Origin of the sequence: Alicyclobacillus shizuokensis NBRC 103103 (assembly GCF_001552255.1) — a bacterium.
In the GTDB taxonomy this organism is placed as follows: domain Bacteria; phylum Bacillota; class Bacilli; order Alicyclobacillales; family Alicyclobacillaceae; genus Alicyclobacillus_G; species Alicyclobacillus_G shizuokensis.
In genome coordinates this window covers 41,341-65,907 of the sequence record NZ_BCQV01000006.1, presented here as the reverse complement: position 1 = coordinate 65,907, position 24,567 = coordinate 41,341, and the positions used below count along the sequence as shown (strand labels likewise).

At 61.6% G+C, this 24,567-nt stretch carries 20 protein-coding genes; 18 read left to right on the top strand and 2 right to left on the bottom strand.

Features of this window, described 5'->3' with window-relative positions; translation table 11 throughout:
- The first annotated feature begins 8 nt into the window (after positions 1-8).
- The 11 genes from ASH01S_RS03310 (at position 9) to tenA (ending at position 12,431) form a co-directional block, all read left to right on the top strand.
- The gene (locus ASH01S_RS03310) at positions 9-1,133 is read left to right on the top strand and encodes a pyridoxal phosphate-dependent aminotransferase (RefSeq protein WP_067923412.1); all 1,125 of its coding nucleotides are present in this window, start codon (positions 9-11) and stop codon (positions 1,131-1,133) included.
- Positions 1,133-1,945, top strand: coding sequence for a carbon-nitrogen family hydrolase (locus ASH01S_RS03305; protein WP_067923409.1), 813 nt, complete (start codon positions 1,133-1,135; stop codon positions 1,943-1,945). Before ASH01S_RS03310 ends, ASH01S_RS03305 begins: the two co-directional genes overlap by 1 nt.
- 200 nt (positions 1,946-2,145) lie before the next feature.
- On the top strand, positions 2,146-4,995 hold the full coding sequence (locus ASH01S_RS03300) for a 2-oxoglutarate dehydrogenase E1 component (RefSeq protein WP_067923406.1): 2,850 nt from the start codon (positions 2,146-2,148) through the stop codon (positions 4,993-4,995).
- 12 nt (positions 4,996-5,007) lie between these two features.
- Positions 5,008-6,306 carry a 2-oxoglutarate dehydrogenase complex dihydrolipoyllysine-residue succinyltransferase gene (gene odhB, locus ASH01S_RS03295; RefSeq protein ID WP_067923404.1) on the top strand — a complete coding sequence of 433 codons (1,299 nt, stop codon included), beginning with the start codon at positions 5,008-5,010 and terminating at the stop codon, positions 6,304-6,306.
- Between the two features lie 95 nt (positions 6,307-6,401).
- The gene (locus ASH01S_RS03290) at positions 6,402-7,172 is read left to right on the top strand and encodes an esterase/lipase family protein (RefSeq protein ID WP_169794174.1); all 771 of its coding nucleotides are present in this window, start codon (positions 6,402-6,404) and stop codon (positions 7,170-7,172) included.
- Positions 7,173-7,410: 238 nt separating this feature from the next.
- The gene (locus ASH01S_RS03285) at positions 7,411-8,433 is read left to right on the top strand and encodes a LacI family DNA-binding transcriptional regulator (protein WP_067923398.1); all 1,023 of its coding nucleotides are present in this window, start codon (positions 7,411-7,413) and stop codon (positions 8,431-8,433) included.
- A 93-nt stretch (positions 8,434-8,526) separates the two neighbouring features.
- Entirely contained in the window at positions 8,527-8,784 is a 258-nt protein-coding gene (locus ASH01S_RS19175) for a hypothetical protein (RefSeq protein WP_067923395.1), read from the top strand.
- Complete coding sequence (locus ASH01S_RS03275) at positions 8,785-9,864, top strand: ABC transporter substrate-binding protein (protein ID WP_067923393.1); 1,080 nt, start codon at positions 8,785-8,787, stop codon at positions 9,862-9,864. It abuts the gene before it with no gap.
- A gap of 66 nt (positions 9,865-9,930) precedes the next feature.
- A complete protein-coding gene (locus ASH01S_RS03270) occupies positions 9,931-10,881 on the top strand; it encodes a carbohydrate ABC transporter permease (protein WP_067923390.1) in 951 nt (316 codons plus the stop codon).
- A complete protein-coding gene (locus ASH01S_RS03265; RefSeq protein WP_067923387.1) occupies positions 10,881-11,711 on the top strand; it encodes a carbohydrate ABC transporter permease in 831 nt (276 codons plus the stop codon). Before ASH01S_RS03270 ends, ASH01S_RS03265 begins: the two co-directional genes overlap by 1 nt.
- 42 nt (positions 11,712-11,753) lie before the next feature.
- The gene (gene tenA, locus ASH01S_RS03260; RefSeq protein ID WP_067923384.1) at positions 11,754-12,431 is read left to right on the top strand and encodes a thiaminase II; all 678 of its coding nucleotides are present in this window, start codon (positions 11,754-11,756) and stop codon (positions 12,429-12,431) included.
- On the opposite strand, the gene ASH01S_RS03255 is transcribed toward tenA, so the two are convergent.
- Entirely contained in the window at positions 12,404-13,786 is a 1,383-nt protein-coding gene (locus ASH01S_RS03255) for a purine-cytosine permease family protein (protein WP_067923381.1), read from the bottom strand. The genes tenA and ASH01S_RS03255 overlap by 28 nt on opposite strands.
- A 440-nt stretch (positions 13,787-14,226) precedes the next feature.
- Here ASH01S_RS03255 and hutU point away from each other — a divergent pair, with 440 nt between their 5' ends.
- From hutU to ASH01S_RS03240, 3 genes are read left to right on the top strand one after another with little or no spacing between them, the layout of a single operon-like run.
- Positions 14,227-15,876, top strand: a complete 1,650-nt coding sequence (hutU, locus tag ASH01S_RS03250; RefSeq protein WP_067923379.1) for a urocanate hydratase — start codon at positions 14,227-14,229, stop codon at positions 15,874-15,876.
- Between the two features lie 37 nt (positions 15,877-15,913).
- The gene (gene hutI / locus ASH01S_RS03245; RefSeq protein WP_067923377.1) at positions 15,914-17,194 is read left to right on the top strand and encodes an imidazolonepropionase; all 1,281 of its coding nucleotides are present in this window, start codon (positions 15,914-15,916) and stop codon (positions 17,192-17,194) included.
- Positions 17,191-18,180: an agmatinase family protein gene (locus ASH01S_RS03240; protein ID WP_067923373.1), complete on the top strand. Its 990-nt coding sequence runs from the start codon at positions 17,191-17,193 to the stop codon at positions 18,178-18,180. The genes hutI and ASH01S_RS03240 overlap by 4 nt, the downstream gene beginning before the upstream one ends.
- A 268-nt stretch (positions 18,181-18,448) precedes the next feature.
- Here the strand turns inward: ASH01S_RS03240 and ASH01S_RS03235 are convergent, their stop codons facing one another.
- Positions 18,449-18,748, bottom strand: coding sequence for an arylamine N-acetyltransferase (locus ASH01S_RS03235; RefSeq protein WP_067923370.1), 300 nt, complete (start codon positions 18,746-18,748; stop codon positions 18,449-18,451).
- A gap of 68 nt (positions 18,749-18,816) precedes the next feature.
- Between ASH01S_RS03235 and ASH01S_RS03230 the strand changes: the two genes are divergently transcribed.
- The 4 genes from ASH01S_RS03230 (at position 18,817) to ASH01S_RS03215 (ending at position 24,550) form a co-directional block, all read left to right on the top strand.
- Positions 18,817-20,013, top strand: a complete 1,197-nt coding sequence (locus tag ASH01S_RS03230) for an MFS transporter (RefSeq protein ID WP_067923367.1) — start codon at positions 18,817-18,819, stop codon at positions 20,011-20,013.
- 514 nt (positions 20,014-20,527) lie between these two features.
- Positions 20,528-21,607: a phenylalanine--tRNA ligase subunit alpha gene (gene pheS, locus ASH01S_RS03225; RefSeq protein ID WP_067923364.1), complete on the top strand. Its 1,080-nt coding sequence runs from the start codon at positions 20,528-20,530 to the stop codon at positions 21,605-21,607.
- A gap of 39 nt (positions 21,608-21,646) precedes the next feature.
- The gene (gene pheT / locus ASH01S_RS03220) at positions 21,647-24,121 is read left to right on the top strand and encodes a phenylalanine--tRNA ligase subunit beta (protein ID WP_067923361.1); all 2,475 of its coding nucleotides are present in this window, start codon (positions 21,647-21,649) and stop codon (positions 24,119-24,121) included.
- Between the two features lie 129 nt (positions 24,122-24,250).
- On the top strand, positions 24,251-24,550 hold the full coding sequence (locus tag ASH01S_RS03215; protein WP_067923357.1) for a cell division protein ZapA: 300 nt from the start codon (positions 24,251-24,253) through the stop codon (positions 24,548-24,550).
- Positions 24,551-24,567: the final 17 nt, after the last annotated feature.

The window sequence follows — 24,567 nt, the reverse complement described above, 5'->3', positions numbered from 1 at the left end:
ATGGTACGTTGACTTCACGGCAACAGCGATTTGCGAAGTTGATACAGAGTTTGCCCGCAGCGGTCCCGTTTGTGGGCCCGGAGACGCTGGAGCGGCAAACGGGGGTTTCCATCGCCCTGCGGCTGGGTGCCAACGAGAGTCCGTTTGGGCCTTCACCCAGGGCCCTGGCCGCTATGCAGGAACACTTGGCGGCGCAGGCGTGGTACGGGGACCCCGAAAACTACGACCTGCGCCAGGCCCTCGCGAAGCGGCACCAGGTTCCCTATGAAGCGATTTCCGTCGGCTGCGGGATTGACGACCTGCTGGGGCTGGTGGTGCGGGTACTCATCGAACCGGGCGATGTGGTGGTCACATCGCAGGGGGCGTACCCGACGTTCAACTACCATGTCCACGGCTACGGAGGCCAGCTGCACTTTGTCCCCTACACGGACTTGTTTCGCAATGACCTGCAGGCCTTGGCCCGGGCGGCGCAACAGGTGCGGGCGAAGCTCCTGTATTTGGCCAATCCCGACAACCCGACCGGCTCGTACTACGACGGGACGGAACTGGCCGCCTTTCTCGACCAGGTTCCGGATTCATGCACGATCATACTCGATGAGGCCTACATTGAGTTCGCGCCCCCCGGAACGGCGCTGCCCATGGCCCTGGACGACCCGCGGCTGATTCGCATGCGCACCTTCTCCAAGGCGTACGGCATGGCGGGGGCCCGCATCGGCTACGCCATCGCGCCGCCGGACGTGGTGGCCGCGCTGGACAAGGTCCGGCTTCACTTCGGGGTTGCGCGCATGGCCCAGGTCGGCGCCTTGGCCGCCCTCGGAGACGAAGAATTTGTGCGTCAGGTGGTGCAAGAGACGGCCAGGGGGCGAAGGGAGTATGGCGAGTTGGCCCAGCAGCTTGGATTCCGGGCGCTGCCCTCGGCGACCAACTTCGTGGCCATCGACGTCGGCAGTGAGGGGATGGTGCGGCGGCTGGTCGATCAACTGTTCGAACATGGGGTGTTCATTCGCATGCCTGGGGTCGCGCCGCTCAACCGCTGTATTCGCGTGACGGTAGGCACCCCCGCCCAGCGGGCGCAACTGGCCCAGGTGCTGCCGCGGGTTGTAAACGAGGTGCTCGAAGGGGGACGCGTCTGATGCAGGTTGCGTTGTGCCAAATGCAGGTGTGGCAGGGGCAGCGGGAAACCAATTGGAGCACGGCGGAGGGGATGTTGGAGGAAGCAGCCCGAGCCGGCGCCCAGGTGGCGGTGCTGCCAGAAATGTGGACGTGCGGCTACGACTTCGCCCGCCTCGATGAGCACGCCGAGACCATCGACGGCCCCACCCGCCAGCGTCTGGCCGCCGCGGCGCGTAGCCTTGGTCTGTGGGTGGTGGGAGGTTCTTGGCCACTGCGGGACGCTGAGGGCGTAGCCAACGCCTCCTTGACATTCGCTCCGGATGGACAGCTGAGGCACGTCTACCGCAAGGTGCACCTGATTGGTTTGATGGACGAGGATAAATACCTTCGGGCGGGCTGCGAGGCCGCGACGTTTTCACTCGACGCTGCCGAGGCGGCGGTCATGATCTGCTACGACCTGCGGTTTCCGGAATTGGCCCGGCGCTATGCGGCGGCGGGGGCCAAGGTGCTGTTTGTGCCGGCGGAGTGGCCTCGACAACGAGCCGCCCACTGGCGAACACTGTGTGTCGCCCGCGCCATTGAGAACCAGGCCTACGTGGTGGCGGTGAACACGGTAGGCTACAACGACCGGGACCGGTTTGCGGGCGGGTCCATGGTCGTGGATCCTTGGGGGGAGACGGTCGCCGAGTGCAATCCACAGCCAGGCGTTGTCTGTGTCGACATCGACTTGGCCAAGGTGGATCAGGTGCGGACGGCCATGTCGGTGCTGCGCGACGTGCGCCCGGACGTATATGGATCCGGAGAGAATCATTTGGGAATTACGACTTCATGATAGTTTCCATTTTCAGGGTATCCTGTACTTGTCACCATTCTGCCTGAGTGATAGGATCGTTTCCGGCAGTTGTTTGCTGCCATGCACGCCGCGCCGCTGCAGGGGCGCGCTTTACTGTGTTTTCAGCATGTATGGCAAGCCGGATTATTCCTCACGCTACGTATGGCGATTGAGCGATTCCGAGATGAGGAGATGGACGTATGGCGAATGGGACACCAGCCGACACGCACAATCCGTGGCGGGAATTTGTCGGTCCCAATCTCGGGTACATCAATGAGTTGTATGAACGATACCGTGAAGATCCGCAGTCGGTGGACGAGAGCACGCGCGCGCTGTTCGACCAGTACGGTCCGCCACCGCAGGGCGAGACCGGTCCGTCGCCCGCATCGGCAGGCGCCGGGGCGCCGGATGTGCACGATTGGCAGAAGGTTCTAGCGGCCGCAGAGTTGGTCCGCAACATCCGTACATACGGACACTTGGCGGCCGAGATCGATCCGATAGACGACTCGGGCCGGGATGCGCATTACTTGGAACCGGCCACCTATGGTCTGACGGAGGCGGACTTGGCGCAGATCCCCGCCCGCCTGATTTGGCCGCAAGCGCCTTCCGATGTCCACGATGGACGCACGGCTATCGCCCGCCTGCGCGAAATTTACACGCATTCGCTGGCGTACGAGTTTGAGCACGTGCATGTGGCGGAGGAACGCGTCTGGCTGAACCAGATGGTGGAATCGGGGGCGTTCAGGCGACCCCTCACCGCGGAGCAAAAGCGCGCGCTTTTGCAGCGGTTGTCGGAAGTGGAAGGGTTTGAGCGGTTCCTGCACCGGACCTTTGTCGGCCAGAAGCGGTTTTCGATTGAAGGCGTCGATATCCTGGTGCCGATGCTCGACCATCTGATTCGCTGCGCCGTGGAGGCCGGGGCGCGCGACGTGATGATTGGCATGGCGCACCGTGGCCGCTTGAACGTGTTGGCGCACGTTTTGGGTAAGCCGTACGGTGTTATCTTCACCGAGTTTCACGCGGCCCCCAACAAGGAACTGGTACCGTCCGAAGGGTCGATGGGCATCAACTACGGCTGGACCGGCGACGTCAAGTACCACCTGGGCATGGCACGCTCGCTGACGGAGGGTGAGTCGGTACAGGTGCGCTTGACCCTGGCGAACAACCCGAGCCACCTTGAGGTCGTCAACCCGGTGGTGGAAGGGTTCACCCGCGCGGCCCAGGAGGACCGGCAGGGCGGCGGGGCGCCCAAGCAGGACCCCAAGCGGGCCTTCGCCGTGTTGGTCCACGGCGACGCCGCGTTCTCGGGCGAGGGTGTGGTGGCTGAGACGCTCAACCTTTCCCGCCTGCCTGGGTACCAAACCGGGGGTACGATTCACATCATCACGAACAACAAGGTTGGGTTCACCACGGAGAGTTTTGATGACCGGTCGACACGCTATGCGAGCGACTTGGCCAAAGGGTATGAAATCCCGATTGTGCACGTCAACGCCGATGACCCGGAGGCCTGTCTGGCCGCCATCTACTTGGCATGCCAATACCGTTCCCGCTTCCATCGGGATTTCTTGATTGACTTGATTGGCTACCGGCGCTGGGGCCATAACGAGATGGACGATCCGGCTGTCACCCAACCGCTGATGTACCAAAAGATCAACCAGCACAAGACGGTGCGGACGCTGTATGCGGATGCTCTCGTGCGCCAGGGTGTCGTGCAGCCAGAAGAAGTACAAAAGATGGAGCGGGACGTGCAGCAGCGTCTGCAACAGGAGTATCAGCGGGTGACCCAGGGTGAGGTGGATCCGCCCAAATCGCCAATCTCAGACGTCGGCAGGCCGGACCCGGTCCGCACAGCTGTCCCTGCAGAGCGCCTGCGCGCCATTAATCGTGCCCTGTTGACCTGGCCGGAAGGATTCACCGTGTATCCGAAATTGGCGCGCATCTTGAAGCGGCGGGAAGCCAGCCTGGAGGGGGACGGGCGCGTGGATTGGCCGTTGGCCGAGGCGTTGGCGTTTGCCACTGTGCTGGAGGACGGCACGCCGGTGCGCATCACGGGTCAGGACACGGAGCGTGGCACGTTTGCCCAGCGTCACCTGGTGTTGCACGACCCCCACACGGGCCGCACCTGGTCTCCCCTGCAGGCGCTGCCGCAGGCGAAGGCCACCTTTGCCATCCACAACAGCCCGTTGACGGAGACGGCTGTGCTCGGCTTCGAGTACGGTTACAATGTGTTTGCTCCGGAAACCTTGGTGCTGTGGGAGGCCCAGTACGGGGATTTTGCCAACGTCGCGCAGCCGATGTTTGACCAGTTCATCGCTGCCGGGCGTGCCAAGTGGGGCCAGGATTCCGGTTTGGTGATGCTGCTGCCGCACGGGTACGAGGGTCAGGGCCCGGAGCACTCGAGCGCCCGCCTGGAACGCTATCTGCAGTTGGCCGCCGAGGACAACTGGGTGGTGGCGTACCTGTCCAGCGCGGCCCAGTACTTCCACCTGCTGCGGCGCCAGGCTGCGCGGCTCGGGACTCCGCACATGCGGCCGCTGGTGTTGATGGCGCCGAAGAGTTTGCTGCGCAATCCGCGTACGGCCTCCCCGTGGCAAGAGTTATGCACGGGCGAGTTTCGGCCGATTGTGGAGCAGCCCGGCTTGGGACAGCAGCCGGACAAGGTCAGACGGCTCATCCTGTGCACCGGCAAGATGGCATTGGACCTGGAGGCAGCGTTGGAGTCGGCCGCCGACAAGCCCGAGCATGTGCACATTGTGCGCGTCGAGCAGCTGTATCCGTATCCGCAGGAGCAGGTTGAGGCTGTGGTGAGCCGGTTCAGCAACCTGGAAGAGGTTGTCTGGGTGCAAGAAGAACCGAAAAACATGGGCGCCTGGAACTACATGGAGCCGCGCATTCACGCGTCCGTGGCCGACCATATCACCGTTGGTTACATCGGTCGACGCAGGCGGTCGAGCCCGGCGGAAGGGGAGCCGGATGTGCACAATGTTGAGCAGGCGCGCATTGTCTCGGAAGCATTGCAGCTGAATGAGTCGAAGATAGCCGTGAAGTAGGAGGGCAAGGCCGTGAGCGAGATTAAGGTCCCGGAGTTGGCGGAATCGATTGTGGAAGGTACGATTGCCACCTGGTTGAAGCAGGTCGGCGACGCGGTCAATGCGGGCGAAGCGGTGGCGGAACTGGAGACGGACAAGGTGAATGTCGAAGTCGTCGCCAACGAAGCGGGAATCCTGCAGGAGATTTTGAAGCAAGCGGGCGAGACGGTACAGGTCGGCGAGACCATCGCCATCCTCGGGGCCGGTGCGCCGGCGGGGGCTGGAGCGCCGGCTGCTGCGCCTGCATCGACGCCGACTCCGGCGCCGCAGACGGCAGCCGCCAACGCCGAGCAAGTCCCGGGCCAGGAGGGCCCGAAGTATCAACCGCCGGTGGCGGAGCCGTCGGCGCCGCAAACGGACGGCGGACAGGCCCTGGCGACGCCGGCCGCACGTCGGTTGGCCAAGGAGCGCGGCCTTGATTTGACGGCCGTCCCCAGTCGGGATCCGGCAGGACGCATTACCGCCGGCGACGTGGCCGCGGCCGGTCTGGCCGCTCCCGCGCCGGCGCCGGCCGCCCGTCCGAGCGCGCCTGCCGCCGCACCGGCCGCGGCAGCGCCCGCGCCGTCCGGGGACAAGCGCGTGGAGCGGGTGCCGATGTCGCGTCGGCGTCAGACCATCGCCAAGCGTCTGGTCGAAGTGCAGCACACGGCGGCCATGCTCACCACCTTCAACGAGGTGGACATGACGGCCATCATGGACGTGCGCAAGCGCCGCAAGGACATGTTCAAGGAGCAGCATGGCGTCGGTCTCGGCTTTATGTCGTTTTTCACCAAAGCCGTGGTCGGCGCGCTCAAGGCGTTTCCCCTGCTCAACGCGGAGATTCAGGGCACCGAGTTGGTGGTCAAGCACTACTACGACATCGGCATCGCCGTCTCGACCGAAGGCGGCCTGGTGGTGCCTGTAGTGCGGGAGGCGGACCGCTTGACGTTTGCCGAAATTGAGCAGGAGATTGCTCGGCTGGCGAAAAAGGCGCGCGACAACAAGCTGCGCCTGGAGGACCTGCAGGGTGGCACGTTCACCATCACCAACGGTGGCGTGTTTGGATCGCTGTTCTCCACGCCCATCCTGAATGGCCCGCAGGTGGGCATCCTCGGCATGCACGGCATCAAGGAGCGCCCAGTTGCCGTCAATGGGCAGGTTGAAATCCGGCCGATGATGTACCTGGCTCTGTCTTATGACCACCGGATTGTCGATGGTGCAGAAGCAGTCCAGTTCCTCGGCCGTATCAAGCAGATGATCGAAGACCCGGAGACACTGCTTTTGGAAGGCTGAGGCGTGCGCGATGCATGACCACCCCGGCAGGTGCCATTTTGCCTGGGGTGGCTTTTTCGTTTGCAACAGAAATCTGTCAGGGTGGGCGATGGGGCTTGCAGAGGACGCTGCTTCTGATTCATGGCCTCCTGAACTGGCATCCCTGGCGCCGCCGGTTCCTGCGTGAACTTGCGTTGGCGCTGCCGGGTCACCAGGTTGTGCTCGTGTACACGGACGCATGTACCCGGGTGTGGCGGCGGGATGTGGGAGGGATAACGGTCTTCGGCTGTGGCCGCGATTGGCCGTACCTATCCGGACGGCAAGCGCTTTCTGTGCAGGTGCAGCGCGTCCAGAGAAAGTGGGACTTGCTGCGCCGACAACACGGATTGGCGGCTCCGATTGATGTCATCGGCCATAGTTTAGGCGGATTAGTCGCCAGGCTGTTCGCCGAACAGGAGAGCGGGTTGGTGCGCCACGTGGTCACGGTCGCGACACCCCATCACGGGACCCCGCTCGCCACACAGGGGCTTCAGCTGGCCGGTTGCTTGGGGTGGGGACAAGTTCTACGGGAACTCACACCGGCGGCAATGGCCGAGTTCAATCGGGATCACCCGTTGCAGAAGCTTCGTCTGGCTCCAGGCGGACGCGTCTTCACGCTGCGTGGACGAGCGGATGGAACTTTGCGGAACTGGGGGACCTGCGGAGAAGTGTGGTACGGGTTCCGAATCCTGTCGAGACGATACGGCCAGGCCAGCGATGGCTTGGTGCCGCACGATTCCGCGTGCTTGGACGGTGCCGTCCACCTTGGCGATTTTCCCTATGATCACCGCGCTCTCATCCACCGTGTTCAGGTAGCGCGGCGCATAGCCGAAGTGCTGCACGAATGACAGCTGACAGGCACTCTTATGGCGACACACAAATCCACCGTTGATACGAATCGTTTTTCCCGCTGCAAAGCATCTTTGCGCATGACCGCTTCTGCTTTGCGTTGTATGCGGTCTCCGGGGGTTCCTATCGAACCTTCCTTGCAAATCCTCTACGGTTTCGGGTATAGTGTGTACATAACGTGAAACCGCTTTATGAAAATGTTTATGAAAGCGCTTGCTGGGAAGGGGGCTCAAAACCATGAAGGTGACGATACGGACTGTGGCCAACAGGGCCGGGGTTTCTCCGGCGACGGTGTCCCGCGTGTTGAACGATCCGGTCAAAGTCGGGGCTGAGACGCGCCGCAAGGTGCAGCAGGCGATGGCGGAGCTGGACTTTCAACCGAGCGCGATCGCCCGCGGGCTGAGTGTGCAGCACATGGACACCATTGGGTTGTTAGTCCCGGGCATCAACGGCTTGTTTTTCAACGAGCTTTACCAGGGAATCGACGAGGTTGCCTGGGAGCACGGCATGAAGGTGCTCCTGTTCGACGCGCAGCTGGATCACCACCGGGCGCTCGACGGTTTCACCTTTCTGAAACAGCACCGTGTAGCCGGCATCATATTTACGAGTGGATCGATAACGGACGACTATCAGGCGATGATTGATCGATTGGGGATTCCGGTGGTGCTCGCCTTGACACATTCGCGCATGCGTCCGCTGTCCGCGTTCCGAACGGACGATGTGAAAGCCGCCTTCGACGCGACGGCCTACCTGATTGCACGCGGCCACAGCCGTATCGCCATGGTGGCGGGTCCGCCTGAAAATGACGTGGCTGGCTCCACGCGCCTGGAGGGATACCGGCAGGCGCTGGCACACTATGGTGCGGAATACTCCGACGAACTCGTTGATTTTGGCGACTTTCATTTCCACGAGGGATATCGGGCCATGGATCGCATCCTGAGAAGGGTGGGCCGAGAGGGCTTCACGGCCGTGTTCGCGGCCAGCGACGAGATGGCGCTGGGGGCGATTCGCTGCCTGGCCGAGCATGGGCTGCGTGTCCCGGACGATGTCTCGGTGATGGGCTACGACAACCTGTATGTGGCCGAAATGACGACGCCCGGGCTGACGACCGTCGCCCAACCGTTTCAGCAAATCGGGCGGTTGGCGGTGGAGTGTCTGCTGCAGGCCATTGGCGCCGGTGAGACGGAGGCGTGTGGGGGTATCCATTTATTACCGCACCAGATCATTGAACGTGACACGGTGAAAACGGTGTCTCGATGACACGATGATCTTCCAACGGATTGGATGCACGAATCATGTTCAGATAGACGATGCAGGCGTGCATCAAAAGTGACAAATTTGGAGGGGTTTGTGATGAATCGTGCACGCAAAGGCGCGGTCGTTGGCACGGCAGTCGTACTCGTGTGCAGTATCGCGGCAGGGTGCGGATCGGGCGGAAGCGGGGCGAACACAGCCAATACCGCGAAGCAGGGCGGCGCGAAACCGATTGACACTTCGCAGGCGAAAGGGACCATCGTCTGGGCTACGCCACCCATTACCCAAACAGGTCTGCCCGAAACGATGGTCAAAGCGTTCGAGCAGAGCCATCCCAACATCAAGGTAAAATTATAGATGCAGGATAACAACACCGATACGAACCGTGCCAGCTTGACAACCGCCATCGGAGGCGGGGCCAATACGCCGGACGTGTACCTGGGCGACGTCGTGTGGCCCGCCCAGTTCGCGGCCAACCAGTTGGCGAAGCCTTTGACAGGCCTGGTGCCGAATTCGTTCTGGAACCGGTTTGCCAACGGGCTCGTACAGGGGGCCACTTACAACGGCAAGGTGTACGCCGCTCCATTCTTCGTTGATACCGCCTTTTTGTTCTATCGCAAGGACCTGTTGGCGAAGGCGGGCCTGTCGGTGCCAAACACCTGGGAGGATGTCCAGAAAGACGCGCGAATTCTCCAGAAGAAAGGCCTGGTCAAATACGGCTTCGTGTGGCAGGGGTCATCCTATGAAGGTTTGCTCTGCGACTTCGACGAGTATCTGGCCGATGCGGGCGGCCAGGTCTTGGGTAAAGATGGGAAACCCGCTATCGATTCCGCAGCGGCGAAGAAGGCGCTGTCCTTCATGCGCGGCCTTATCACGAGCGGTGTGACGCCAAAGTCTGTCGTGCAATTTACGGAACAAGAGTCGGAAAACGTATTTACGGAGGGCAATGCTGCATTCATTCGCAATTGGTCCTATGCATGGCCGAACTCGCAAGATCCCAAAGCCTCCAAGGTGGTCGGCAAGGTTGGGGTTACGGCGCTGCCGTCGTTTGACGGGGGCACAGGTTACAGCACCATCGGTGGTTGGGATTTGTACGTGAACCCGCATACCAAGAACCTGCCGGCGGCGCTGGCGTTCATCGATTGGATGACCGGCAAGGAGGCGCAGTCCATCCTGGCCAAGCAGTTCAGTGAAATCCCGACCAACAAACAAGTGCAAAACGATCCGTCCGTAAAACAGAAGAGTCCCATCTTCTCTATCGTGCCGAAGGTCAAGTACGTGTCCCGTCCGGCTCAAAATCCGAACTATCCAGCCATTGCCAAAGCAGTGTATTCAAATGTCAATGCGGCCCTGGCAGGCAGTGTCAGCACGGACAAGGCGCTTGCGGATGCAGCCAAGCAAATTCAGTCGGCTCTGGGTGGAAACGGCGGCCTCTAAGGCGTGCAAATCTCTCCGGCGGGGTCCACTCACCTGGCCCTGCCGGAGGACTGGGAGGAGTAAATCATGGCGGTGCATCAGACCCTCTTGTCTGGAACCGTGCGGTCGCCTAGCCGGCGCGCCAATTTGCTGCGGAACCAGCGCCGGGCCGGCTACAGCATGTTGTTGCCGATGGGTATCGTGATTGCGGCGGTCACCTTGTTTCCCATTCTGTATTCGGTTTGGATGAGTTTCAACGACGTCCACCTGACGACCAACGGATTTGCGCTGTCGTTCACTGGGCTCGCCAACTACCGCGTGCTCGCCACCAGCGGGGTGTTTTGGCACAGTGTGTGGTTCACAGTTTACTATGCCGTCGTCACGGTGGCGGTCGAGCTCATGTTAGGCATGCTGATTGCTCTGGCCATCAATGGGGTGCGTCGACTCAAGGACGTGTCTTTGGTCATCATGCTGATTCCCTGGTCGCTGATCACGGTCATTTCGGCACAAATGTGGGCCTACATCTACAACGGTGTTTATGGTGTGTTCAACGCGATACTCCAAGCGCTGCATCTGATTGGCGGGCCGGTAACCTGGCTAGGAACCCCGGGTTTGGCCATTGTCGCCATGATGGTGGCCGATATATGGAAAACGACGCCGTTTGTCGTGATTGTTTTGTTGGCTGGTTTACAGATGATCCCGGATGAGTATCATGAGGCGGCTTACATCGACGGGGCCAACCGATGGCACGCGTTTTGGCGTGTGACCTTCCCCATGTTGCGAGGGAGCATCGCTCTAGCCGGGTTGTTCCGCATTCTGCAGGCCTTTGGGGTGTTCGATCTGCCGTTTGTGCTGACCAACGGAGGTCCTGGAACCGCAACCGAGTCGCTGGCGATTCTCGGTTATGAGACACTGTTCCAAAATCTGCACTTTGGCACGGGTACAGCTGTCGCAGTGAGTACGGTGGTCATGGTACTGGCAGTCTGCCTGGTGTTCCTATCCGCGTTTCGATCGATGGTGGAAACGGAGGGAGCCTGATGGTACAGTCGCGAAGTCGCACGGCGGTGGGGTACATGGTCCTCATTCTGTTCTTGCTCCTGATTTTGTTGCCGTTTGTATGGATGTTATTGACGTCCTTTAAGTCACCCTTGGAGATCAGCCAATACCCCCCGACCTTCATCCCAGAGCGGTTTACCTCCGGCAATTATCACGATGCCTTCAGTCGTTACGGGTTCGCAGGGTACATTCGCAACAGTGTGATTGTGTCGGTCGCCAGCACATTCTGTGTGTTGGCGTTGGCGAGCATGGCCGGCTTCGCAGTGGCGCGTCTGCCGATTCGGAGCAAGGGCGCACTGATGGTTGCGCTGCTCGTCATCTCCATGTTTCCGCCCATCGCCATCGTCACACCTCTGTACATGCTTCTGCGGACCGTGGGCTGGCTCAACTCGTATCAAGCCCTCATCATACCCTACACGGCGTTCAACCTGCCGTTTGCGGTATGGATACTCCGCAACTACTTTCTTCAGGTGCCCGGAGCCTTGCTAGAGGCGGCGACCGTCGACGGCGCGACCGTGTTCCAGTCGTTTTGGCGCATCTTCCTGCCGTTGACCCGGCCCGGCTTGTTCACGGCAGCGGTCTTCACGTTTGTTGCGGCGTGGACAGAGTTCTTCATGGCGCTTGTGTTCAATTCATCCGACAGCATGCGCACCATTCCGGTCGGCATTGCCCTGTTCAGCGGCCAGTATAATGTACCCTATGGTACGATTTTCGCCGGGTCTGTGGTCTCCCTGGTGCCGATTGTGGTGCTGGTGATTCTGTTCCGGAAGTGGATTGTGAGCGGGTTGACCAGCGGAGCGGTGAAAGGCTAAGAGAATAGGTGTGAGCACGAATCCGACGGGGAGGTTAGGTGGATGGGGCAGCAGGTGACCGATTGGTTGCATGAACAAACGCACAGCATCTGGCAGGCGGCCCATCAGCATCCGTTTGTGCGCGAGTTGGGCGATGGAACTCTGGATGTAGATAAATTCCGGTTTTATATCTTGCAGGACTATGTGTATCTCATCGACTACAGCAAGCTGTTCGCCTGGGCGGCCATCAAAGCGCCAAAGCTGGAGTGGGCGAGTCGTTTTGCAGGGCTGCTCGAGTCGACTTTGAATCGGGAGATGGACCTGCACAGGGGCTACGCGGCCCAGTTTGGCATCTCCCCGGAGGAATTGGAGGCGACCGAGCCCGCGCCTGTAACGGTGGCCTATACCAAATATGTCTTGGATGCGGCCGCTCACGGCGACCTGGAGGAACTGTTGGCCGCGCTATTGCCCTGCGCCTGGTTGTATTGGGAAGTGGGCTGCGGGCTGGCTAAATCGAATCGTCTGGCGCCCGATTCGCTGTATCGCGCCTGGATTGAGCAATACGCGGATCCGCGGTTTGGTGAATTGACGGCATGGTTGCGCGCGTGCTTGGATGAGTTGGCGGCAGACGCGCCGGATTGGCGGCGACAGCGTCTGTATGATCGCTTCATCACCGCCAGCCGGTTCGAATACATGTTTTGGGATGCAGCCTATCACAGGTCCGGATGGCCTGTCTCCTGATTCAGCATGGTTCCGTTGAGACTCAAACGTGCCTTCATCGGAAAATAGTACAGGGCGGCAGCTACCAACAGTCCGACTATCCACGCGATATCGGCGCCGCCCATGTGCTTGGCCAGCACGCCCACGTAGAGGTCCGTGTTCATGAACGGGAATTGGATGAACACAGCCACCACATAAGCGAGTATCGCTATCCAGTTGACCTTTCCGTATTCCCCATGCAGGTCAAAAATCGCGTGGATGTTGTATCGACCCCGGCGCAGCAGATAGAAGTCGACCAGGTTGATGGCCGTCCACGGAATCATGAAATACAGCAACAGCAGCAGGAACTTTGAGTAGTTATCAAGGAAGTTGCCTTGGCCCCAAATGGCAATAGCGGTACCGGCCGCGGCCACCAAGACAATGAACAGGAGCCGCGCTGTCCGTGTTGTCCTCCAGGGCGTAAAAGCGCTGACGGTCGTCGCGACGGACATGAAGCCTCCATACAGGTTGAGTGTGTTGATGGCGAGTACGCCCAGTACAATCAACAGATAGACCACAATATCCATACCGGCTCCGGCCAAGTGTCCGAAATAAGCCACCATTTCTTCAGACTCCTTGGGGGCGACGAGACTTGCGATGGCGCCAAGGATCATCATCCAGCTGCTGCCAATGACGGATCCCAGATACGTGTACCAAAACGTCGCGCTTGTGGATGTGTGGCTCGGTAGGTAGCGTGAGTAATCCGCGACGTATGGGGCATAGGTGAGCTGCCACGACGCCATGATGGACAATACCAGCAGGAACGGCCCCCACGAGAAGCCGGGTTCGGCCATGTGGGTTGGAAACGGCTGCTGCAACAAACGGATAGTAAGATATATAAACAAGAGCAGGAAGAGGATGGCCACCACCCGCTCATAGCGGTGGATAAGATCGTACCCAAAAGTAACGAGCAGAACGGCCGCCAGATTGACAATCACGAGGCTTAGGTTCTGTGGGATCTGTAGGGCCAAGGCCAGGGCCTGGGCGCCGAGCACGGAGCTGGTCGAGAAAAAGCCGAGGTACATGACGATGACTAAGACCAACGGCAAAACAGCGCCGATGACCCCAAATTGCGCCCGACTCTGAATCATCTGGGGGACGCCCAGCTTCGGGCCCTGTGCGGAGTGGTAGGCCATGAAAATCCCGCCGATGGCATTGCCGGCGACAACGGCGATGATGGCCCACCACAGGTTGAGGCCGAGGACGGTCGCGAGCGCCCCGGTCACGACTGTGGTGATCTGGGCGTTGGCTGAGAACCAGATGTTGAATAGATTTCGTACGTTGCCGTGGCGCTCCGCTTCTGGGATATACTCAATACTGCGCTGTTCCATCTGCATAGCGAGCCCCCCTAGGTGTATCTGGCGACACGTGGGTTTGACTTGAAGAGTCGAAATCGTAGTATGTATGCACATTGTAAGACGGTTTCTCACGGACGTCTCTGGAAATATTTGCGGCAGATCCGCAATTTTTTGCGCACCTGTCTCACAGAACAGGAGGGCGACGGCAGTGGATTCCAGGCATCGTGATGCTGAAGTGACGGACGTGTAGAGGGTCCGGGTTCGTCCAGCCGCACGTTTCTCGTTCTCGCAAATTTCTACTCACAAACCGCAACCCCATCCATTTACTGCCCTTACCGGCTGGCGTACCCTCTAGGGCAAAAGGTGTATCGCGGGTTCCGACGTAACGTGCATCCCGTGTGTCCAGATTCATTGAGGCCTGGCACCCGGCGTACGGTGACAGGACGGGTGTGTCAGCATGAGTACAGGAGGTCGACGCCATGGCGAGGGAGATCCGCGCGCCGCGCGGCAGCGAGTTGCAGTGCAAAGGTTGGGAGCAGGAAGCGGCGCTGAGAATGTTGATGAACAACCTGGACAAAGAGGTGGCGGAGCGGCCGGAGGAATTGGTTGTGTACGGCGGCATCGGCAAGGCCGCTCGCAACTGGGATTGTTTTGACGCCATCATCCGCAACCTACGGGAGTTGGAGAATGATGAGACGCTCCTGATTCAGTCCGGCAAGCCGGTCGGCAAGTTCCGGACGCACGAGGATGCGCCGCGGGTGCTGTTGTCCAACTCGATGCTGGTCCCGGCCTGGGCCAATTGGGACCACTTTCGCGAGTTGGAGCAAAAAGGGTTGATCATGTACGGGCAGATGACGGCCGGATCGTGGATATACATCGGATCCCAGGGGATTTTGCAGGGGACGTACGAGACGTTTGCCGCGGCCGCGAAGAAGCGGGGATTGCCCAGCTTGAAGGGGACCCTTACAGTGACCGCCGGGCTGGGCGGCATGGGCGGTGCGCAGCCGTTGGCGGTGACCATGAACGAGGGCGTGGTCATCGTCGTCGAGGTGGATGAACAGCGCATCCGCCGGCGCATGGAGACCGGGTATCTTGATGAAATGGCTGTTTCGCTCGACGACGCTCTGGCGCGCGCGGAGGCCGCGAAGACGGAAGGGAGGGCGCTTTCCATTGGGCTCCTCGGCAACGCGGCCGAGGTGCTGCCGGAGTTGGTGCGGCGCGGGGTCGTGCCCGACTTTGTCACGGACCAGACTTCCGCGCACGATCCGCTCAACGGCTACGTTCCGGCCGGCCTCTCCCTGGCCGAGGCGGTCGCTCTGCGTCACGCCCAACCGGACGAGTACATCCGCCGGGCCAGGGCGAGCATGGCCGCGCACGTGCAGGCGATGCTGGAGCTGCAGAAGCTGGGCAGCACGGTCTTTGACTACGGCAATAACATCCGTCAGGTGGCGTATGACGAAGGGGTGACGGACGCCTTCGCGTTTCCGGGGTTTGTGCCGGCGTACATCCGGGACCTGTTCTGCGAGGGCAAAGGCCCTTTCCGCTGGGCGGCGCTCTCGGGCAATCCGGAAGACATCTACAAGACGGACGAGTTGGTGCTGCAACTGTTTCCTGAAGATGAACACCTGCGGCGTTGGATTTCCCTGGCGCGCGAAAAGGTGCAGTTCCAGGGCTTGCCGGCGCGCATCTGCTGGCTGGGTTACGGTGAACGGGCGCGCTTTGGTCTGGCCATCAACGAACTGGTGCGCAGGGGCGAGATCTCGGCGCCGATTGTGATTGGGCGGGACCACCTTGATTGCGGATCGGTCGCCAGCCCAAACCGTGAGACCGAGGCGATGAAGGACGGCAGCGACGCGGTTGCCGATTGGCCTATCCTCAACGCGCTCGTGAACACCGCGGCCGGCGGCAGCTGGATCTCGGTCCATCACGGCGGCGGCGTCGGCATGGGGTACTCCATTCATGCCGGGATGGTCGTGGTGGCGGACGGATCGGAAAGGGCGGAGCGCAAGTTGGCGCGCGTGCTCACGACCGACCCGGGCATGGGCATCATTCGCCATGTCGATGCGGGCTACGACAAGGCTGAGCGGGTGGCCAAGGAGCGCGGTGTGAAGATTCCGATGTGGCAGTGAAGGTGCGTGACTGACTCGTGGCAGGGGGGATGTATGCATGCAGGTGGACCTGCTGATTCGCAACGGTCGCTTGGCCACCCTGGCGGGCGGAGAAGGTCCGCGGCGCGGGCGGGCGATGCGGGATATGGGCTACGTGGAGGGTGGCGTGGTCGGTATCAAGGATGGGAAGCTGGTGTTCGTGGGTGACGCCGCGGCGGCGGAGCGTGCGCGGTTGGAAGCCAAGACAACGGTCGATGCGGGCGGGCGCTTGGTGACGCCGGGCCTTGTCGATCCGCACACCCACCTAGTGCATGCTGGGTCTCGTGAAAACGAGCTGAGTCTCAAACTGAACGGCGTACCGTATCTGGACATTCTGCGCCGGGGCGGGGGCATTCTGGCCACGGTGCGGGCGACACGTGAGGCCGGCGAGCAGGAGCTTCTGGCCCAAGCGAAGGTGTCGCTGGCGCGCATGCTGGAGCAGGGGGTCACGACGGTGGAGGCCAAGAGCGGCTATGGTCTCGACCGAGAGACGGAACTCAGGCAGCTGCGCGTGGCCCGTGCGTTGAACGACGCGCAGCCGGTGGATGTGGTGTCCACCTTTCTCGGTCCCCATGCCCTGCCTCCCGAGTATCGGGAGGACGCGGACACCTTCCTCGACATGATGTTGGAGCTGGCTGACGAGGTGCGCGCGCAGGGATTGGCGGAGTTCTGCGATATCTTCTGCGAGGAGGGCGTGTTCTCGGTTTCCCAGAGCCGCCGCTTTCTCCAGGCCTGCAAAGAGAAGGGGTTTGCGCTGAAGATCCACGCCGACGAGATCGAGGCCCTGGGCGGTGCGGAGCTGGCGGCTGAACTGGGAGCGACCAGCGTCGACCACGTCATCCACGCGTCGCGGGAAGGGCTGGCCGCCTGCGCTCGGGCGGGCGTGATTGCCGTACTTTTGCCGGGCACCTCGTGGAACCTAGGGGCCAAACCGGCGGATGCCCGCTTCATCCTCGACCAGGCGGAGGGGGCGGTGGCGCTGGCCACCGACTACAACCCGGGCAGCTGTCCGACCGAGTCGCTGCAGTTGATCATGGCCTTCGCGGCCAACCTGTACAAGATGACGCCGGAGGAGATCCTGACCGCGGTCACCCGCAACGCCGCCCACGCCGTGGGACGCGGCCATCTTGTGGGCACCATCGAGGTGGGCAAGCAGGCCGACCTGTGCATCTGGAACACGGATGAGTTGGCGTATATCCCGTACCACTTCGGAATCAACCACATCCAGGCGGTGTTCAAGCGCGGCGTCCAGGTGGTGCGGGCTGGCCGAGTGCTGGCTGAAGGAGGCGAGGGGCGGTGATTTCCCACGTGCAGCGTCCGGGTTGGCGTTTTCGCGACCATCTGGACCCCAAGGTAGCGGATTGGATTCAGCCATATCCCGAGGACAATAGGGATCCGGCGGCGTTTGACCTGGCCTTGCTGGGCGCGCCGCTCAGCAAGACGTCCATCAGCCACTCGGCGGCGTTTCAGTTGCCTGCCGCCATTCGCTCGGCGTTCCAATCCTTGACGCCGTACAGTGTCCATCATCGCCTGGACCTGTCAGAGCGGCTGCGGGTGATGGACCTAGGCGACGTGCGCATGCACCTGACGGACCTGGCCCGCTGCCATGAGGCCATCGAAGGGGCGGTTGAGTCATATTGGCGCACGCATCAGACTCCATTGCTGATGCTCGGCGGCGACCACTCGACGACTGGGTGCGCTGTACTCGGACTGGTGAGAGCAACCGAACGCCGCATCGGAATCGTTCACTTTGACGCCCATCACGATGTCCGTAACTTGGAGGACGGGGGGCGCCATAACGGCACACCGTTTCGCACTATCCTGGAGTCAGGACGGGTGAAGGGCGATAACGTCGTGCAGATAGGGCTACGCGATTTTGTGAACGCCAAAGCGTACCACGAGTATGTGCTGGCGCACGGGGTCAGCGTGATCACGGCGCGCCAGGTGCGGCAGCGGGGATTGGCCGCCGTGGTGGAGGAGGCGTGGCGTACGGCCAGTCGTGGCACGGATCTGGTTTACGTCAGTTTCGATATGGACGTGCTGGACCAAAGCGTCGTGCCGGGGGTTCCAGCCCCCAGTCCCGGTGGTCTGCAGGTGTGGGAAGCGATGGAGGCTTTGGAGTGGCTCGGCGCCCAGGCGCAGGTGGCCATGATGGACATCGTCTGCGCCGATCCCACCCAGGATGTGCGCGACCTGACGACACGCGTCGCCGCACACCTGGCACTCTCTTTCATGGTTGGGGTGGCGTTGAGACCGGACAGGCCGGAAACGTCGGATGCCGTGTAGGCGGACGCTGACGGTTTCGCCCAGGCGTGAAACCTTGTAAGGCCATGATTTTCATTGGGCTCAGTTTGGAAGCATGTGGCCCCTGACGCGCCATCGGGCCTCGGCTGAGGCCCTTGCCGCATGGGGCCACGGCGGCCTTGTGTCATCCCCTCTGTCGCTGCTGGGACTCCAGTTTCTGGATGTCGATACCCAAATGGCGTTTCAGCAAATCGTTCCGGTCCGCTTCGGACCCTATGGGAACCGGGTGGACTGGATCTCTGAGACCCAATCATCCCCCCAGTTTTTTTTGAAACACAAGCACGCCGGCATCCGATCCCGGCATGACGCGATAGGCACCGCTGACATCGGCGACCACTTCACCTGACAACGGCAAGGGGCTTCGCACGGAGTCGCCAAATCCCACATCAACGATGTATTCATCATCCAGCTCTACCAACAACAGCGTGTGATCAAATTCAGGGCCATAGGTCCCGTCATCGCGCAGGACCCGTCCGGACAGCAGCGACACCGAATAGCCGAGACTCCTCAACACCCATCCCAACAGACCATTGAGTTCGGCCAAGGCCATGGTGCACTGGCTCGTTGAGTGCAGTGGCCCATTGTGTCACAATAATAGCAGCGAAGGGAGTCTTTAGGGTGTCTTATATCAAGCGCGGGCAACCGGGGTACGGGTCCGCAACTCTGTCGTTGTTTGCCGGAGCTTTCATTACGTTCGCTGTGTTGTACACCACACAACCCGTGATGCCTCTGTTGTCCCGTGACTATCAGGTCAGTCCGGCGGCAGCCAGTCTCTCCCTGTCCGCTGCAACGGGCGCTTTGGCCCTTACGATGATGGTTGTATCCGGGGTCTCCGATAGGTTCGGGCGCAAGCGGGTCATGGCGCTGTCCCTGCTATTGTCCTCCCTGCTGTGTCTGGCCGTGGCGGCGGCGCCGAGTTTTGCGTTGCTGGTGGTCTTACGCGTGCTCCAGGGCGTCGTCCTGGCGGGATTTCCCTCGATTGCCATGACTTATGTGAGTGAGGAATTTCACCCGGCTTCGGTGGCGCCCGTCATGGGGTTGTACGTCAGCGGTACGTCCGTCGGGGGTATGGTGGGGCGATTGGTGACGGGTGTATTGACCGACATGTACTCCTGGAGGCTGGCGATAGCGGCCATCGGGGTCATCGGCTTGGTGCTGGCAGTGTTGTTTTGGCTGTGGTTGCCAAAGCCGGCACATTTCACGCCACAGTCGGTCAGGACGGCGGAGATGTGGCGCCGGTTTGTCCGGGCCCTCCGCAATCCGGCGTTGCGCTGTATGTATCTGCTGGGTTTTCTGTTGATGGGTGGCTTCGTAACCATGTATAACTACATCAGTTACCTGCTGATGGAGCCACCTTATGGTCTCAGCCAGACGGTGGTCGGGTTTTTGTTCATGGTGTACCTGACCGGGACCGTCAGCTCAGCTTGGATGGGCCGCTTGGCTGAGCAATGGGGGCGTGGCAGGGCGCTGCGCATGTCCGTGGCCATCGCTTTGGCCGGCTGCCTGATCACGCTGTTTCCTACGCTGTGGATGAAACTAGTGGGACTCTGCGCGTTCACGTTTGGTTTCTTTGCTGCCCACGCTGTAGCCAGCGGCTGGGTGGGTCAATTGGCTCACCAGGTTCGGGCCCAGGCTTCATCCCTCTACCTGCTGTTTTATTATGCCGGCTCCAGTATTGTGGGCGCTTGTGGGGGATTGTGTTGGAGCCGGCTGGGTTGGCCAGGTGTGGTGGGCTTGATTGCGGTTCTGCTGATCATGGCGTGGCTGGTGGAGATGAGGATTCACTACTATCTGCTGATTCAACGGACAAATTGAGGTCTCGCTTCGAAACCTGGCGGTCTCCATCGCGAGATCTTTTGCCTTGTGTTGCGCCTTCCCGTATACTATAAGGAATAAGGAACAGTGTGCCGATGAGGTGGCCCGTAAAAACTGCGAACGGCTGTGAAAGGGAGAGTAGCGCAGGAGGCCCTCTGCCAGGGAGGTGACGCCTTAGACTGAGAGCGCACCAGTAGGGCGTTCTGTGTGAAGTTCACCCTGGAGCTGCCAGTCTGAAACCTTCCGCCTGGACCAGGTTTGCGTGTGGCGTCGGCCTAAGGGTGTGGCGAGCGCCGTTAAGCAAAACCGGAGCGGAAGCGGGAGTAGGGCTGGCCGGGGCGGATCCGTTATCCGTGATGAGGTGGGCTTGCCTGCGCACCGATGCGGACTTTTGCGTGCGCGGCAGGTCAAAAAGGGTGGTACCGCGAGCAATTCGTCCCTTGGGCGAGTTGCTTTTTTTGCGGCACGAGCACGTTTGGACCTTTGTCCTTTGGGAAGGCTGGTGACATTCGGGATGAACACGGAACAGTTGCAGGCTGACATTGACAACATTCGTGCCGCCGCCCTGCGCGAGCTGGAAGAAATCGAGAACGAGGCGGCGTCCGGCGCCGATCACGCGAGTCGGCGGCTGGAGGCCTGGCGGGTCCAATACCTGGGCAAGAAGGGCCCGCTAGCTCAGGTTTCCCGGCAGATGAAGGAGCTGCCGAAAGAGGAGCGACCGCGCCTTGGGCAGGTGATGAACGAAGCCCAGCGGGTGCTGCAAGACCGATTCGGGCGTGCCAAGCAGCGGGTGGAGGGACTGGCGTTGTCCGCCCGCCTGCGTCAGGAGCACATCGACGTCACCCTGCCCGGGCGCACGCCTGCCCGCGGCTCCATCCACCCCTTGACGCGGGTGATCGCCGAAATTGAGGACGTGTTTCTGGGCATGGGCTTCTCCATCGTGGAAGGCCCTGAGGTGGAGACGGACCACTACAACTTCGAGATGTTGAACATTCCCAAGGACCACCCGGCGCGCGACATGCAGGACACGTTCTACCTGACCGAGGAGCTGTTGCTGCGCACCCAGACATCCCCGATGCAGGTGCGGACGATGGAGAACATGCGCCCGTTTGCGCCCATCAAGGTGATCTGCCCGGGCCGGGTGTATCGGCGGGACGAGGACGATGCCACGCATTCGCACGCGTTCAATCAGATTGAGGGTCTGGTGGTCGACCGGGGCATCCGCATGAGCGACTTGAAGGGGACGTTGGAGCAGTTTGCCCGGGCTGTCTTCGGTCCGAATCAGGAGGTGCGCCTGCGCCCCAGTTTCTTCCCGTTCACGGAACCGAGCGCCGAGGTGGACGTGCGCTGCACGAACTGCGGCGGCAGTGGCTGCCGGGTGTGCAAGTACACCGGCTGGCTGGAAATTCTGGGCGCTGGCATGGTCCACCCGCAGGTGCTGGATGGGGCCGGCTACGACAGCCGCGAGTTCAGCGGCTTTGCGTTCGGCATGGGCCCCGAGCGGATCGCCATGTTGAAGTACGGGATTGACGACATCCGCCTGCTGTATCAGAACGACCTGCGGCTGCTGCGCCAATTTTCGTCGGTTTTCTGAAGAGATGCCCGATGCTGCCGAGGATGAGGGGAGAAAGGTATGAGAGTCTCGTATCAATGGCTGTCCGAGTATGTCGATTTGGACGGAGTCTCGCCGCAAGCGCTGGCCGATGCCCTGACCAGCGCCGGCATTGAGGTGGAATCTGTCAGTCCGCGCGTGGAACGGTTGGAACGGGTGGTCGTCGGGCGTGTGGTGACGTGTGATGCGCACCCCAATGCGGACCGGCTGAAGGTCTGCACGGTGGACGTGGGACAGGACACCTTGCTGACGATTGTCTGCGGTGCGCCCAACGTCGCCCCGGGGCAAAGGGTGCCCACGGCTTTGGTCGGGGCCCAGTTGCCAGGTGGGCGAATCGGCCAGGCCAAGCTGCGGGGAGTCGAGTCGCAGGGCATGCTCTGTTCTGCCCAGGAGATTGGGCTGGAGGTGCGCTGGCTGCCCAAGGCCCAGACTGAGGGGTTATACCTGTTGCCCGACGACGCCCCGGTGGGCGCGGACGTGGCGCCGCTGTTGGGGCTCGACGACGTCATCCTCGACCTCAGCCTGACGCCCAACCGCAGTGACTGCCTGTCGCTGCGCGGGTTGGCGTATGAGGCGGCGGCGCTCCTGGAGCGGCCGCTGCGCTTTCCGGAACCTGACCTGGGGAGCGAGGTGCTGGATGCGGGCGCGTCTCCCGTGCGCATTGAGCTCAGAACACCCCGCTGTCCCCGTTACGAGGCGCAGGTCGTGACCGGCATCGCCGGCGGGCCGTCGCCGCTGTGGATGCAGATGCGCCTGTTGGCGATGGGTGTGCGTCCGATTGATGTGGTCGTCGACGTCACCAACTACGTGATGCTGGAATGGGGACAGCCGCTGCACGCGTTTGACTTTGACGAAGTGCGGCAGGGGACCATCGTCGTGCGTCAAGCGCAGCCGGGGGAGCGATTGGTCACACTGGACGGGCAGGAGCGGCTGTTGGACGAGGATGTCATCGTGATCTCCGATGCACAGCGGGCCATCGGCATCGCCGGCGTGATGGGCGGTGAAAATTCGGAGATCACCGCGTCCACGCGCCGGGTGGTTCTCGAATCGGCCGCTTTTGACCCGGCCAGTGTGCGGCGTACCGGACAAAAGCTGGGTCTGCGTTCGGAGGCGCAGCAACGCTTTGAGAAGGGGATTGATCCGGTCGCGGTCCGCGGCGCGCTGCTGCGCGCCCGCCAGTTGTTGCAGGAGTTGGCGGGCGCCGCGCCTGTGGGCGGCGTCGTGTGCGCTGAGCAGGAGCGGCGGCCACAGCCGCCGATGGTTGATTTCTCGCCTCAGCGCGCCAACCAACTCCTGGGCACCGATTTGGCGGCAACAGAGATGGCTCAGATTTTTCGCCGCCTGGGCTTCTCCGTCGAACGGGTATCGGAGGAAAAGTGGCAGGTTAGGGTGCCGACGCGGCGGGCCGACATCCGTCTGGAGGCAGATCTGGTGGAGGAGATTGGCCGCATTCACGGCTACGACGACATCCCGGCAACCCTGCCGCTGGGTCCGACGACCGTGGGAATGCGGACACAAGCCCAGCGGCTGCGCAAGTGGACGCGCGAGATTTTGGCCGGGCTGGGGATGAACGAAGTGTTCACATACACCCTGGGGCATCCGGATCAGCTGAACGCCCTGCGGCTGGCAGAAGATTCCCCGTACCGGAAGATGATTCCGCTCTTGCGGCCGATGTCTGACGAGCGAATGGCCCTGCGCACGCATATGCTGCCCGGCTTGGCCCAAGTGGCCGCATACAATCTCAGCCACGGTATGGTGGGGGGCAGCATTTTCGAGATTGGGCGCGTCTATTGGCCGCTCGAGTTGCCGCTGCGGGAGCAGCCACAGGAGGTTGAGCAATGGGCGGGGCTGTGGTTTGGCGAGCAGCCAGTGCGGCTGTGGCAGGCGGCGCGCGCGTACGATTTTTACGACGCGAAGGGCGTGTTGGAAGCTTGGTTGACCAGCCTCGGGTTGGGGATGCGGGCCGATTTTGTTCCGATTCAAGACAGGGACGCGCCCTGGCTGCACCCGGGCCGCGCAGCCTGCGTACGGATCGACAGGGAATTGCAGGTGGGAACGGTGGGTGAATTGCATCCCGAAACTGTACAGCGGCTGGGGATAGGCGGGGCGGTCTACGCCGAGTTTGACCTGCACAAGTTGGAAGCGTGCCTGGGCGGCGCCTGGAAGGCGCAAACCCTGCCCCGGTATCCGGCTGTCCGCCGCGACCTGGCGGTGTTGGTGCCGCAAGAGGTGTCCAGTGCGCAGTTGCTGGCCAAGGCGGCTCAGGCGGCCGAGCAAGCTGGAGACATCCTGCAGGACTGTCGCGTGTTTGACGTCTACGTGGGCCCGGGTGTGCCCGAGGGTCAAAAGAGTATGGCGGTGGCGTTCACGTACCAATCGGATGAGCGGACCCTCACGGACGAGGAAACGGAAGCCGTCGAACGGGCCATACTCAGGGCGTGGGAGCAGGCGTTTGGCGCCCGCCTGCGCGGTGAGAGAGAAGCCGGGGCCGAGTGAGTCCCCTTGACCCGGGCCCACGGGAAAACGGGCGCTTTTGCAGGAGTTTGGCCACCCTTGCACGAACCCTGTAACCATGAGGGATGAAACGCATGCTCATCTGATTGCTCATTCGATGGGGGGCTATCCGTGGCGAAAGAAGAGGTAAACCGCGCGCGCGTCTTCATTCTTGGCACTGAGTATACGCTCCGCGGAAATGCATCCGTGGCTCATCTGCGCCAGGTGGCAGACAAGGTGGACGCGGTGATGGAGCAGGTGGCCAAGGCAAACCCCCAGCTTGAATCGCGGCGTGTGGCCGTGCTCGCGGCTATCAATCTGGCGGATGAATTGATTCGTCTGCAGAATGAATACGAGGAACTGCTGGCCTTGTTGGACGACCAGACGGCCGTCGCCACGAAGGAGTCCGACGGCCCCGATGAAAATCCTTGACGTAGCCGGGAGCGGGG

What these genes read in the sequence shown, in the direction of transcription:
- hutU (WP_067923379.1), top strand. Translation starts at nt 14,227, where the DNA reads ATGGCGAGGGAGATCCGCGCGCCGCGCGGCAGCGAGTTGCAGTGCAAA.
- hutI (WP_067923377.1), top strand. Translation starts at nt 15,914, where the DNA reads ATGCAGGTGGACCTGCTGATTCGCAACGGTCGCTTGGCCACCCTGGCG.
- ASH01S_RS03270 (WP_067923390.1), top strand. Translation starts at nt 9,931, where the DNA reads ATGGCGGTGCATCAGACCCTCTTGTCTGGAACCGTGCGGTCGCCTAGC.
- tenA (WP_067923384.1), top strand. Translation starts at nt 11,754, where the DNA reads ATGGGGCAGCAGGTGACCGATTGGTTGCATGAACAAACGCACAGCATC.
- ASH01S_RS03265 (WP_067923387.1), top strand. Translation starts at nt 10,881, where the DNA reads ATGGTACAGTCGCGAAGTCGCACGGCGGTGGGGTACATGGTCCTCATT.
- ASH01S_RS03235 (WP_067923370.1), bottom strand. Translation starts at nt 18,748, where the DNA reads ATGGCCTTGGCCGAACTCAATGGTCTGTTGGGATGGGTGTTGAGGAGT.
- ASH01S_RS03305 (WP_067923409.1), top strand. Translation starts at nt 1,133, where the DNA reads ATGCAGGTTGCGTTGTGCCAAATGCAGGTGTGGCAGGGGCAGCGGGAA.
- ASH01S_RS19175 (WP_067923395.1), top strand. Translation starts at nt 8,527, where the DNA reads ATGAATCGTGCACGCAAAGGCGCGGTCGTTGGCACGGCAGTCGTACTC.
- ASH01S_RS03275 (WP_067923393.1), top strand. Translation starts at nt 8,785, where the DNA reads ATGCAGGATAACAACACCGATACGAACCGTGCCAGCTTGACAACCGCC.
- ASH01S_RS03285 (WP_067923398.1), top strand. Translation starts at nt 7,411, where the DNA reads ATGAAGGTGACGATACGGACTGTGGCCAACAGGGCCGGGGTTTCTCCG.
- ASH01S_RS03255 (WP_067923381.1), bottom strand. Translation starts at nt 13,786, where the DNA reads ATGCAGATGGAACAGCGCAGTATTGAGTATATCCCAGAAGCGGAGCGC.
- pheT (WP_067923361.1), top strand. Translation starts at nt 21,647, where the DNA reads ATGAGAGTCTCGTATCAATGGCTGTCCGAGTATGTCGATTTGGACGGA.
- ASH01S_RS03300 (WP_067923406.1), top strand. Translation starts at nt 2,146, where the DNA reads ATGGCGAATGGGACACCAGCCGACACGCACAATCCGTGGCGGGAATTT.
- pheS (WP_067923364.1), top strand. Translation starts at nt 20,528, where the DNA reads ATGAACACGGAACAGTTGCAGGCTGACATTGACAACATTCGTGCCGCC.